The following is an 11,753-nucleotide window of genomic DNA, read 5'->3' on the forward strand; positions in this document are numbered from 1 at the left end:
CGGAGACCTCGCTGCGATACGGGTGTCGAGAAGTCGCTCGAGGTGCAACGACGCATGTCCGGCTTGGTCACAGCGGACGGATCAAACCGCCCGTGACGTAGATCAGATGCCCTCTTAGAACGCGATCACGGGGTAGCTGTTGATCGGTACGTAGGAGATGGCGTCGACGCGCTCGAAGGGCGTCTTCCAGTTTCCGGTTCCCTTGGCGAAGTACACCATGTCACCTGCGGTGTACGACACCAGGTCCGGCCGCCCGTCGTGGTCGACGTCGCCCATCGCTGTGGGAGGGAAGCCGGCCCAGCCGCCGCCGATCCGGGTGCGGGGCGCGAACGTGCCGTCGCCCTTGCCGAGGTAGAGCCACAGCACGCCGGAGGCGTCGCGGGCGACGAGGTCGCCGGCCGGGCCGCCGCCGATGTTTCCGGTGGCGGCGAGCGCGTTGTACACGCCCCAGCCGCCGCCGATCCGCACGGCCTTCGAAAACGGAGCGGTGGCGGATCCGGTGCCCTTGTAGAGCCAGAGGACACCGGCCTTGTCGGTGGCGAGGAGGTCGGGGCGGCCGTCGCCGTCGAGGTCCGAACCGCCCGTCAGCTTGTCGTAGCCGCCCCAGCCTCCCCCCACCCGCACACGCGGCGCCAGGGCGCGCCCGGCGCCCTGGTGGAGCCACAGCACACCCGTCCTGTCCCGGGCGACGATGTCCGCGTACACGGAGCCCGCGACGTTCCCGGGGGCGATGAGGCGGTCGTACGTGTTCCAGCCGGTGCCGATCCGTACGGGATTCTCCTTCTGCCACTCCGGTCCCCACTGCGGGTCCACGTGGCTGTCGTACACCAGCAGGTCGCCGAGGCCGTTCCGCACGAGCAGATCGGGGCTGCCGTTGTCGTTGAAGTCGTGCGGTGCGGGCTTGCGGACGACCTTGAGGGTGCCGGTGAGGACGAGGTCGGGACCGATGCCGTTGCGGGGTGTCGCCGTCAGCTTCCAGGTGTAGGCGCCGTTGTACGCGGTGACGGAGTCGGTGAAGAGGCCGTTCCAGTGCATCGTGTGGTGGACGTTGTCGGTGAGGTAGACGGGGGGCGTCGCCTTCTTGCCGGTCGCCGTGTGGACGAGCTCGATGCGCGCCTTCACCGCGATCCGGCTGAAGGCCCAGGCCAGGGGAGCGGGCCCGCCGGGCTGGTCGAAGTCGAGCGTCGCGGGGACGGTCTGGCTCACCAGCTCGAGCGTGGTGGGTTGGCCGGTGCTCGCCACGAGGGTGACGAGGGGCCGGGCGTCGCCGGCGCCGGGGGAGATCCGGTAGAGGCCCTCGCCGTGTTCGAGGGTCCCGCCCGTCGCCATCTGGGTCCCGTCGGGACCGGGAGTGGCGGTCCTCGCGTGCTCCAGGAGCTTGACCGTCTCACCGGTCGTCAGTGAGCGGGCCTTCAGGGCGTACTGGGTGTTCGGAGGGGAGACCGAGTAGGACCCCGGCTTCCTGTACGTGAGCCAGTCGCCGACCAGCTGGATGGCGAAGGGGTCGGCGGTGCCCATGTCGTGGCGCACGGTCCTGGTGGTGCGCCTCGGGGTCACGGCCACCTTCGTCGTGGAGCCGGCCACCGTCTCGACCCAGGCGATGTGGGTGGCTGACAGGGCGACACGTTCCAGGGGGACGGCGGGTGTCCCGTACTCCTCGACGACCGCGCGGTTCGCGATGTCCACGACGGCCACGCGGCTCCGCTTCACGCCGTCCACCGTCACCGAGTACGCGACCACGACGGTGTCGGGCGAGTCCACGGCGAGGGCGGTGATCACGGCGTCCGTGGGCAGGCCCGTCACGGTGTCGTCGACCAGGGCGCCCTGCTCCTCGCCGATGAGGTGGAGTTCCGTGCCCCCGGTCGCGGTGGCCTTCTTCATGACGAGGGTGGTGCCTGCCACCCCGGCGAGGGTGTGTCCGTCGCCCAGAGGGCGGACGTCGACCTCCAGCGGGTCGCCTCCCGCGCCCATGTCGGTCAGTTGGTAGACGCCGTTCCCGTCGGTCGTCGCCACGATGTCCGTCTGTCTGGCGCCCCTGTACGAGCCCGGCGGAAGCACCGTCGCGGCGCCGTCCGCGTACCGCGTCCACCGCCAGGTGAGTCGCTCGCCGCTCTGGGCGCTCAGGAAGCCGGTCGGACCGGCGCTGACCACCGAGGCGCCGACCGGGAACGGGACGGCGACGTCCTGCTCCGCCGCCGCCGTCGCCGCGAACGCGGTCGTCGGTGCGGAGGCCCCCGCCGTCCCGCAGGCCGTCATGGCGAGCCCGGAGGCCACGGCCGTGGCGACGGCCAGGCGGTACCGGTTGCTTCTCGTGCGGTTCAAGGTTCTGTTCTTCCTTCGGCTACGCAGGTCGGGGGGAGGGGACGGGTCAGAACAGCAGGGAGCCGTCGCTGACGAACCGCCGCGACGGGTCGATGTGCTCCGTCTTCGGGAAGGGGTTCCGCCAGTCGCCGCTGCCGGGGTGGAAGGAGAGGCTGCCGGTGTCGCCGCCGGTCACGTGGCGGACGACGAGGTCGGCACGGCCGTCGCGGTCGGCGTCGCCGACGGCGATCAGGTCGGTGTAGTAGCCCCAGTTGCCGCTGATCCGGGTCCGGGTGGCGAAGGTGCCGTCTCCCTTGCCGAGGTAGAGCCAGTCGACGCCGTTACCATCGCGGGCGATGAGGTCTCCGGCCGGGCCGCCGCCGATGTTCCCGGTGGCGGTGATCTTGTTGTAGATCCCCCAGCCGCCACCGACCTTCACGCGCGGCCGGAAGGGCGAGGTGGGGGAGCCCGTGCCCTTGTAGAGCCACAGGACGCCGGCCTTGTCGGCGGCCAGGAGATCGCGGCGGCCGTCGCCGCTGACGTCGAGGCCCGCGGTGAGGTGGTTGTAGATTCCCCAGCCGCCACCGACCCGCACCCGTGTCGCGAACGGGGCCGTGGGCTTGCCGGTGCCCGCGTACGACCACAGCACGCCGCTCCTGTCCCGGCCGAGCAGGTCGGCGTGCACGGTGCCGCTCAGGTTTCCGGGGGTGACGATCCGGTCGTACGTGTCCCATCCGGATCCGACGACGACCTCCGACAGGGTGTCCCTGCTGTGGCTGTTCAGGAACTGCCGGGCGTCGAAGACGGACAGCCGGCCGCCGCTGCGGAAGAGCAGATCGGGCGCGGTGCTGTTCGAGAAGTCGTGCGCCGCCGGCTTGCCGACGACCTTCAGCGTGCCCGTCCGCTCGGCCTTCGGGCCGATGCCGTTGGTCGGCTCCGACGTCAGCCGCCAGGTGTAGTCGCCGAGAGGGGCGGCCGTGCCGTCGTCGAGCAGACCGTCCCAGGTCTGGGCCGCGCCGCGGGTCGTGATGGTGATGATGGTCCGGCGCAGGCCCGTGGCCGTGTGTGTCAGCTCGATGGTCACTTTCCCCTGGTTGATGCCGGTGGCCTGCCAGGACAGCAGCGGGTCGCCGGCCGCCGTGGTCAGGTCGGCGGTCGCGGGGATGCTCACGCCGGTGACCGTGTACGCGAGGGGGCGGCCGGTGCTCGCCACGAGGGTGGCGGCCGGGGTCCCGTCCGGGCCGGTGGTGACCCGGTAGAGGCCCTCGCCGTGTTCGAGGGTGGCGCCGTGGACGAGCAGCTCGCCGTCGCTGCCGGGCAGGATGCGCAGCGTGAGGTCGAGGAGCTTGACCGTCCGGCCGTCGGTCAGGGAGCGGGCCGTCAGGGCGTACAGGGGGTTGGGGTTGTACGACCCGATCCCGTCCTTGTCGGCGTACGTCACCCAGTCGTCGCCCAGGAACCCGAGCACCATCCGGACGCCCGAGCCGATCGGGACACGGGTGGACTCCTCCTGGCCGCGCCCGGCCACCCGGAGGGCCCTGGAGTCGCTGCCGGGGGCGTACGGCTCGGTCCAGGCCAGATGCGTGGCGGAAGCGGTCACGGTGGTGCTGCCGTCGGAGGCCGTGAGGACGCGGTCCTCCACGACCCGGGCGGTGGCGACGTCCACGACGGCGGCGCGCGAGGCCGTCTGCCCGGGGACCGAGTAGCGGATCACCAGGGTGCCGGGAGTGGTCACGAAGTGATCGACGTTCTGGGCGGCCGCCGGTATCCCGGCGACAAGGCGGTCCACGAGGGTGCCGTCCGGCTTGCCGACGAGATGGAAGTCGACACCGCCCGCCGCGCGCGGGACCCGCATGACGAGGGTCGTGCCGTGGAGCGAGGCGAGCGTGGCGGTCGCGCCCAGGGAGCTCGTGTCGATGACCGTGGGGGCGGCGCCCGTGGCCATGTCGTACAGCGTGTACGTGCTGCCCTCGGTCTTCACGATCACGTCCGTGCCGAGGCCGCCCCGGTACGCGCCCGCGGGCAGGACGGTGCTGACGCCGTCCGCGTACCGAGTCCACCGTTGGACGGTCGCGCCGGTCGTGCCGTCCTTGTGCGAGGTCAGGAACCCCGTCGGTCCGTGGCCGATCACCAGGAAGTCCGGCAGGAGCGCGGCGACGCCCTCCTGTGCCGTGCTGCTCGCAGCGGCGGTCGTCGCCGTGGCCTCAGGGGTCGCGGCGGCCGTCCCGCCCGTCGTGAGCGTGCCTGCGCAGGCGGCGGCGAGTGCCACGGCGACGGCGGCGGTGAGGTGGCGGCGGGACGTACGTGCGTGGGACAAAGCGGAGTTCCCCCTCGGGCGCTGTGGGTGCGGCGGTGTACGCCGCACCCACATGACCTCCGCGGGCGTCGCAAGGTTGTACGCCTGGCCGGAACGTGTTCGGTCCGTCAGTTCCGCCAGGCCCGTCGCGTCCGTTACGACACGGACGTGAACTTCGTCCCCTCGCCCGCGAGTGGAGAAGTCGCCGGTGCCGTTGCCGCCCGGGCGCCGGCCGGCCGGTGGCGGCGACCGTCGACGTGCGCGTGGTCATGGCCCGCTGAGGAGAACGGGCGTGTCAGAGGACCATCGCAAGAGATGTTCTCGTGGATGGCTTGGTTCACGTGAAGTAGCAGCGTTTGATCAGTGGTTTGGGCAGCAGTTGGCGATCGTCAATGCTGTAGACGCTCACGAGAAATGACGTCACCGTGTTGCAGTGCCGCCGGAGTGTGGCAGCGGCGGACCGCGCTCTTGATCATCGGTCGTGAGACTCCTGAGGTTCGGATGGCGTCGGTGAACCGGAAGGCCGAACCATGGACGATGAGCGCTGGGCCAGGTGGCCCGAGCCATGGGCAGGCACGGATGCTGACATGCGGACGGTCGTGCGCGCGATATCTCAGGAAGTCAAGGACGGATTCAAGTACGACGAGATCCCCTGGCAGCGGTTCCCGCACTTCTACGGACCGGGCGAGGAAGTTCCCGCTCGCCTCGCGACGCTCGCCTCCGGAGCCTCCGGCCGGGCCTTGGGCGAACTGTGGGAAAACCTCCACCATCAGGGCAGCACGATCGCGGTGGGAGCGTTGGCAGTACCGTTCCTGCTCCGGATCGCGGTCATCGGGCTTCCCGGGCTACGGGCGGACACCCTGCGCCTGGTCGCCGAGATCGGGCGATGCCAGCACTTCGGGGACGGAACACGCGAGGGTCTTCTCCAAGTCACCGAGGATCCGCTGGAGGCGGAGGGCACCACGATGTGTCCGACGAACTGGACGATCCAGGCTGCCCGGGATGCCATCACGGGCGACCTGCGCCTGCTGTTTCCTCTCCTGTCCGACCCCGATCCCGATGTCCGCTCCGCGACCGCTTTCGTCCTGGCGGCGGCGACCAGCGAGATTCAGCGCGTCTCCTCACCCCTGCACCGCAGGCTGGCGGTGGAAGACGATCCGATGGTCCGCGTGGGCTTGATCCTGGCGATCGCCCAGCTCGCCCGCGAACACCAGGATGAGAATGCTCCGTTGTGGGCGCGGGAGCTGTGGTCGGATCCTGGCCGATCGCCCGAGATCCGCATCGGCGCCGGCCTCGCCTGGCTGTGCCTGGTCGGCGATCCCATCCCCGACGAGCTCCGAGCCCTCCTGACCGACCCGAGCACCGACCAATGCAGCGACCTGTTCCAGCGGGTACCGTGGCTCGAACCGGTTGACTTCTACGGCAGCGGGCTGCGCCGCTGCATCCACCAAATGCTCACGCAGGACGTCCCCTGCCGGCAGGATGGTCCTCCGCCCTTCTAGCGGAGGACCCTCAAGAGCTTCAGTGGTCAGCCAGCCTTGGCAGGTGCTCCGGTCCGTGCCCGGGTGTTCGCGAGGCGATAGGCGTCGGTACCGGTCTCGATGATCGTGCTGGTCGTCTCGGTTGATGTCTCTGAGGCTGGTGCGGCGGTTCATGCCCGTACGAGGTCGGGTGTTTCTGCAGGTTGCACGGGCTGCGGTCGGCTCGGTGAGTGGTGCCACAGCCGCTACATACGGCGCCTTGCCGACGGCACTCTCGTCGGTCGGCCTGTGCTCATCGACGTGTCCGTGCGCCGTCTGTACTGCGAAAACGCAGCATGCCCGAAGGTGACCTTCGCCGAACAGATACCGGGGCTGACCACGCGCTACCAGCGACGGACACCGCAGTTGCAGCGCCTGGTGCAGGACGTTGGTGTGGTGCCGGCGGGTCGGGGCGGTGCCCGGATGGAGCCACCGGAGCTCCGGTACGTCTTGTCGGCCCAGCACTTGAGGTCGGCTTCGGTGAGCGCCCCGGCGATGCCGTGCATACCGGACCCGAAGGCCGGTAGCCCCACGCCGCACCGGCCCCGCCGTGCTGCTGGTTACGTGCCGGGGTGCTCCGGCAGGGTGAGCCAGTCCGGCCAGGAGATATCGCGGCCGATCAAGCGCGGCTGCTGGAACGGCCAGTCGGCGGCGATCCACTGCGGTACAAGCGTGTCGAGGGCCTGTTCGACCTCACTGTCCACCAGGTCGTCGACCACCCACCAGGAGATTTCGCCGTCCGCGCCGGCCTTTTCCGGTGGATCGATGTAGACGCAGCCGAGCAGAGCTGTCTCTGCCGTGTCGAACAGTGCGTAGTTGAAGGACTGGTGTGCGGCGATCTCTTTCTCGTGGCGCAGCAGGTCGGCCTGGTCGGCTTCGTAGGTCATGGTGGCCGCGGGCCAGCCCCAGGCCGGACCGAAGATGGTCCACAGCCGCTCGCGCGACCCCATCACCGCCGGATAGTCGAGCGGGGTGTCCGCCTCCCGGATCGGCCGCAGGTGATGACCACCGCCGGGCAGCGGTACCAGGACGGGGTGGACGAAGTCATCGGGAAGCCAGCTCATGGCGCCGACCGTAGCAGCGCACGTCCGCTCTCCTGAATTCAGGACTCCACGATGCAGGAGACACACGGGTGTACATGGCCACGGTCATCGACCCGCCACGCCGCTTCCACGTCTACCTCGCAGAGGACCTCGCCCACTGTGTCGGGGCGTGGGAAGGCCGCGTGAACGAGCAGGCTCCCCGAACGGCGACCTGGACCGAGGTGGTCAGGCCTTTCGTGTACGCCACCTGCACCCCCTCCGGCCGGAACGTCACCCCCGGCGGGCCGACTTGAATGCGCGCAGCGTCACCCACAGCGCCGACCGGCCGCCCTCCAACTGCAGCGCCTCCACCACCTGCTCGCGCACGTGCAGCCACTGTGCGAGCGCGGCCCGCGTTCCTTCCCGTAGCGCGTACCACTCCACCTCCGGCAACGGGTCCAACGCTGCGACCGCCGCCAGGATCCTCTGCTGTACGGCTTCCGAGTGCTGCTGGGCGTGGCCGGACATCACTGGCCGCACTGCCGCCGGATGCCCCTCTACCGCCGCGGCGATCCCTTCCGTACGTTCCGCTGGCGCCCGCTGCTGCCGACGCCGCACCCTTACCGCTCGCCGTGCACGAGCTCGTTAGCATCTCCCCATGGCGACTTTCGTGCACCTGACACCCGCCGCCTGTGCGGCGGGCATCCGGCGGAGCGGGATCAAGGCGCGGGGGGAGCGGCGGGGGGTCCACCTGTTCCCTGTTCTGGCCTCGTACGCGCTGACGCACCAGTGGCTGCGGGAGCTGGCCCGGCGGCCGGGGTCGCGGGGGATCGTTGCCGTGCAGGTGCGGCTGCCGGACGGGGAGCCTGTGGCCGTGGGGCGGTACGGGAGGAGCTTCGACGAGGTCACGGCGGCCGAATCGGTGCGGCACATAAGGGAGTTGGGGGACGGGGCACTCGGGTGGGAGGTGTTCCTGCCTCGGGCGATCACGCGGGACGAGGTGCGGCAGGTGCGGGCGGTGCGGCAGTTCGCCGGGTGGCGGTACTTCCCCGGGGCGCATGGGGTCACGCCGTGTGTCTGCGCGGGGTGCGTGCAGCCCGGCGCGTACGGGTCCCGGCGGCTGCGGGAGCGGCGGCCGCACCCGTTGGACGGGCCCGCGCCCGCCTCGCGCGTACTCCTCGCACGGCTGGAGCGGGCCGAGGCGCGGGCGGACACGACCGCGTTGCGCGACACGCTCCAGTGGTACGGGCTCCGCCGGCGCGGCCCGGTGGAACGGCTCGCGCCACTCGCGGGCCACCCGGACGCCCGCGTCCGGCAGGGGCTCGCGCGGGCGGTGGCCCACTGGTCGACGCCGGGGGCGGACGAGCTGCTGCGGGAGCTGGCGGGCGACACCGTGACCGACGTACGGCAGACCGTTGCAGAGGCCGTCGCCTATCGGCGTACCGAAGCCGCCGCCGCCCTCCTCACGGCCCTCGGCCGCGACCCCTCTCCCGCCGTCCGCGACGCCGCCGTGGAAGGACTCGTCGAATGCAGGACACCTGCGGCGGAGGCCGTGCTCGCACTGCTCGCGGACGACCCCGACGCCACCGTACGCACGACCGTGGCTCTGCTCACGGAGGAGTGAGCAGGGCCAGCGCCGGACCGGCTGGGGCCGGCTCTGGGCACGGAGACCGGAGGCGAGGGTTCCCTCGGGGGAGACTGAGCCAGATATCCCGCATCCCGCGTTGAGATACCAAGGGCTGTCTGCCAGGGCGAACAGGAACGCCGCCGGCCAGCCGTTGGGGGTCGTGTTCGGCGCCCGGGTAGCCTCGTCCAGAAGCTGGGCACGCAGCTCCGTGCAGCTGGAGTCTTCGAGCGTCCTCAGACGGGAACGGGGCTGAGGTAAAACGGCAGCTCACGAAGTCTGCTCCCCGCACCCGCGGGGATGGTCCCGCCAACCGTCAGTCACCGCCGTCGACCAGATCTCCGAAGTTTACGACGGCCGCCTCTGCCTGCCCGCAGCAGCCCGCTGATCCTCGACGCCCATAGGCCCGGAGACGTGGCCCAGCACACCGGGGTGCGTGCCCCGTCCCGTAGTCCGCAGTATGAGATGCCCTTCCGGGCGGCAGCCGGGTTCTGCCAGCATGGCCCGCATGCAGCAGCCGCTGATTATCAACGGCAGCGTGCCGGCACCGAGCCCGCAGGAGTAACCCTCCCTGGTTCACCGCCCGCACGCAGACCTCTCGCGCCTCGCGAGGGGTCTTTTCGTTTTCCGGGCCCACCACGGCCCCATAGACAGGACCACCACACATGGAACACGCCCGTCTCAACGTCACCCTCCGGCCCGGCCCCGGAACGCTCGCACGTCTTGCCGCGACCCTCAGCAACCACCACGTGCTCGACCTCGCGTACACCGCCTCATCACCGGCCTCAGCTACGGCCGTCGTACGCGTACCGCGCGCCGACGCCCCGCGCGCACAGCACAAGCTGCGCAGACTCATCGACGTGATCGACGTGATCGACGTGTTGGTGGATCCCGCTTCGGCCAGCACCGCAGGAGGTCCAGACCTTCCCATCTCCCAAGATTCCGCCACTGGTGCAGCCCGCCCGTGAACGGTTCGGCCGATGCCATGAGCAACGTGGTCCCCTCCCGCACCGCCAGTCTCACCCCGCCCCCGGATTCTGAACGATCACATGTCCGCTCACCCGGACAGAGCGGTGTTCGTGAGCAGGCGGAAAGTGCAGGAGCAATAGTCAAGAGTTGTGGGTGAGTTGATTTGAGCTCTCATTGCGGTGGTTGAGGGCGGTCCTGGCAGTGGGGTTCGTCTTCGACTCCACCCGTACCGCCAGCGATCTGGTGTTCAACGGTCACTTCGAGCAGTACCCGAACATCCCATGGATCTTCACCCACGGCGGCGGCACTCTGCCGCTGATGGCCGAACGCATGGAACTGTTCCGCAGCGTGTTCGCCTCCAGCACCAACACCTCACCCGGCACGGACCCCGCCGGCCCCGTCCCGGAGCAGATCAGCCGCCTGTGGTTCGACACGGCAGGCACCCCCTTCCCCTACCAGGTCCCCGCCGTCGCCAGCGCCTTCGGTACGGAGCGGCTGCTGTACGGCAGCGACTTCTGCTTCACCCCGGCGACCGGAGCGATGCAGCAGATCGCCTCCATCGACGCCGCACCCCAACCGGACGGCGGCACCTGGCGCACCCGCACGACCCGCAACGCCCCCGGTGTCTTCGCCGCGTACGCGGCCGGGCTGCCCCTCGCAGCGGGCGGCCGCGGGGCTGAGAACCTACCCCTTCGGGACGCTCCTGAAAGGAAGTTCAGGGCACTGGACCCGATCTTTGCCGGGCGGCGCCCGGGCGGCGTTGTGCCGGTCCACGACGATCTCCCCCGTGTTCGCTTGTTCGGTCATCTCGACGACCCGGCCTGGCTTCGGAGCGTGGTGGCCCGGGGTGTTGGTCGGTGAGGCGGTTCCGTACGAAGGCTGGGTCGTCAGCGTGCTCTCGTTGGTGTGGCAGGGTGGTGGGCATGTGGGCCTTCGGGGCCCGAGAACGTGAGAGAGGTATGTCGTGAACGAGGCCGAGCTCAGGGCGCTGTTCGACGAGATCGACAAGGATGGCGACGGGCGGATCAATATCGTCGAGCTGGCGGAGGGTTTCAAGGCCGAGGGCGCCCACGGGCACCTTTCGGAAGAGGTGAAGAAGGCTATGGCGGCCGACGCGAACCACGACGGGGTCCTCGACTTCGACGAGTTCCGCACCCTGCTGAAGTAGCGTCAGGCCTGACAGCGCGAGCGTCTGGTCCTGCTCCATGCGCTCGCGCCCCGGGCGCGGGCCGGCGGCGTAGCCGCGGGCCCGCAGGCCGGGTTCGCCGGGGTCCCGGCGCATCGGCCCGGCGCCCGAAGTCTCCCAGCGCTCCTCCACCGCAGCCGTGACGGCCCGGGCGGAGATCAAACGGAACCGACAGAGCCCCCGGACTTCACCGAAGGCATGGATCGGCGCGGGTGAGGAAACTCTTCGTGGATCTGCAGCCTGAGGAGGGTGGGAATGTACGGCTTCCGCCTCTACTTCGCCTCGGACGCCCTCGGGAACAGCATCCCGATCACCGACGTCGCGGAGTGGATGGGCCGGAGCACTTCGCGTGCTCCGGGACGGCCGCGCGCGCCGGCCTCGCTCGTGACGAAGAGCTCTTCATGACCCTCGGCCCTTCCGAACGATCCTGAGGACGCGTTGGATGTCGGCGAGAGCGCCGACGCATGAAGAATGGGGATTGTGCCTGTGGAACGCAGCGCCAAGAGGAATCTGTGGATGGGCCTCGGCGTTGCCGCCGTGATGATCGCGGCGGCAGGGCTGGTGTGGTTCAAGCCATGGGCTCTGTGGGTGGACGAGACGGTCAACGAATCGCTGCCCTCCGCGAGCGCACCCGCCATCACGTCCCCGGCCACGACCGCGACGGGCACGGCTTCGTCCACGTCGAAGGCCACCGCCCCCGCCGGTCCCGTCACTCTCGCGCAGGGCACGTTCGTCAGCCATGAACACGAGACCACCGGCACCGCGAAGGTCCTCCGGCTCGCGGACGGCAGCCACACCCTGCGTCTCGAGGGTCTCGACACGAGCAACGGCCCCG

General features: G+C 70.2%; 11 protein-coding genes and 1 pseudogene. 8 read left to right on the top strand and 4 right to left on the bottom strand.

Annotation, left to right across the window (positions count from 1 at the left end):
- Window positions 1-114: 114 nt before the first annotated feature.
- Both IE124_RS12600 and IE124_RS12605 read right to left on the bottom strand, forming a co-directional pair.
- Window positions 115-2,322, bottom strand: coding sequence for an FG-GAP repeat domain-containing protein (locus IE124_RS12600; RefSeq protein WP_189507786.1), 2,208 nt, complete (start codon window positions 2,320-2,322; stop codon window positions 115-117).
- Window positions 2,323-2,368: 46 nt separating this feature from the next.
- A complete protein-coding gene (locus IE124_RS12605) occupies window positions 2,369-4,618 on the bottom strand; it encodes an FG-GAP repeat domain-containing protein (protein ID WP_189507787.1) in 2,250 nt (749 codons plus the stop codon).
- Between the two features lie 566 nt (window positions 4,619-5,184).
- On the opposite strand from IE124_RS12605, the gene IE124_RS34825 reads away from it, so the two are divergent.
- Window positions 5,185-6,099, top strand: coding sequence for a hypothetical protein (locus IE124_RS34825; RefSeq protein ID WP_229832402.1), 915 nt, complete (start codon window positions 5,185-5,187; stop codon window positions 6,097-6,099).
- Between the two features lie 578 nt (window positions 6,100-6,677).
- Here the strand turns inward: IE124_RS34825 and IE124_RS12620 are convergent.
- Window positions 6,678-7,181 carry a GNAT family N-acetyltransferase gene (locus IE124_RS12620; protein ID WP_189507788.1) on the bottom strand — a complete coding sequence of 168 codons (504 nt, stop codon included), beginning with the start codon at window positions 7,179-7,181 and terminating at the stop codon, window positions 6,678-6,680.
- A gap of 68 nt (window positions 7,182-7,249) precedes the next feature.
- On the opposite strand from IE124_RS12620, the gene IE124_RS12625 reads away from it, so the two are divergent.
- The gene (locus IE124_RS12625; RefSeq protein ID WP_189507789.1) at window positions 7,250-7,453 is read left to right on the top strand and encodes a hypothetical protein; all 204 of its coding nucleotides are present in this window, start codon (window positions 7,250-7,252) and stop codon (window positions 7,451-7,453) included.
- Here the strand turns inward: IE124_RS12625 and IE124_RS12630 are convergent.
- Window positions 7,431-7,667, bottom strand: a complete 237-nt coding sequence (locus tag IE124_RS12630; protein ID WP_189507790.1) for a hypothetical protein — start codon at window positions 7,665-7,667, stop codon at window positions 7,431-7,433. The genes IE124_RS12625 and IE124_RS12630 overlap by 23 nt on opposite strands.
- A 130-nt stretch (window positions 7,668-7,797) precedes the next feature.
- On the opposite strand from IE124_RS12630, the gene IE124_RS12635 reads away from it, so the two are divergent.
- The 6 genes and pseudogenes from IE124_RS12635 to IE124_RS12660 form a co-directional block, all read left to right on the top strand.
- The gene (locus tag IE124_RS12635; RefSeq protein WP_189507791.1) at window positions 7,798-8,763 is read left to right on the top strand and encodes a HEAT repeat domain-containing protein; all 966 of its coding nucleotides are present in this window, start codon (window positions 7,798-7,800) and stop codon (window positions 8,761-8,763) included.
- Window positions 8,764-9,428: 665 nt separating this feature from the next.
- Entirely contained in the window at window positions 9,429-9,731 is a 303-nt protein-coding gene (locus tag IE124_RS12640; RefSeq protein WP_189507792.1) for a hypothetical protein, read from the top strand.
- Between the two features lie 202 nt (window positions 9,732-9,933).
- Window positions 9,934-10,593 carry an amidohydrolase family protein gene (locus IE124_RS12645; protein ID WP_229832403.1) on the top strand — a complete coding sequence of 220 codons (660 nt, stop codon included), beginning with the start codon at window positions 9,934-9,936 and terminating at the stop codon, window positions 10,591-10,593.
- A 103-nt stretch (window positions 10,594-10,696) separates the two neighbouring features.
- Window positions 10,697-10,900 carry an EF-hand domain-containing protein gene (locus IE124_RS12650; protein WP_189507794.1) on the top strand — a complete coding sequence of 68 codons (204 nt, stop codon included), beginning with the start codon at window positions 10,697-10,699 and terminating at the stop codon, window positions 10,898-10,900.
- 273 nt (window positions 10,901-11,173) lie between these two features.
- A complete protein-coding gene (locus IE124_RS34830) occupies window positions 11,174-11,323 on the top strand; it encodes a hypothetical protein (protein ID WP_229832404.1) in 150 nt (49 codons plus the stop codon).
- A gap of 111 nt (window positions 11,324-11,434) precedes the next feature.
- Window positions 11,435-11,753, top strand: a pseudogene (locus IE124_RS12660) (DM13 domain-containing protein); the annotation flags it as partial.

Origin of the sequence: Streptomyces narbonensis, assembly GCF_014649015.1 — a bacterium.
Classification (GTDB): domain Bacteria; phylum Actinomycetota; class Actinomycetes; order Streptomycetales; family Streptomycetaceae; genus Streptomyces; species Streptomyces narbonensis.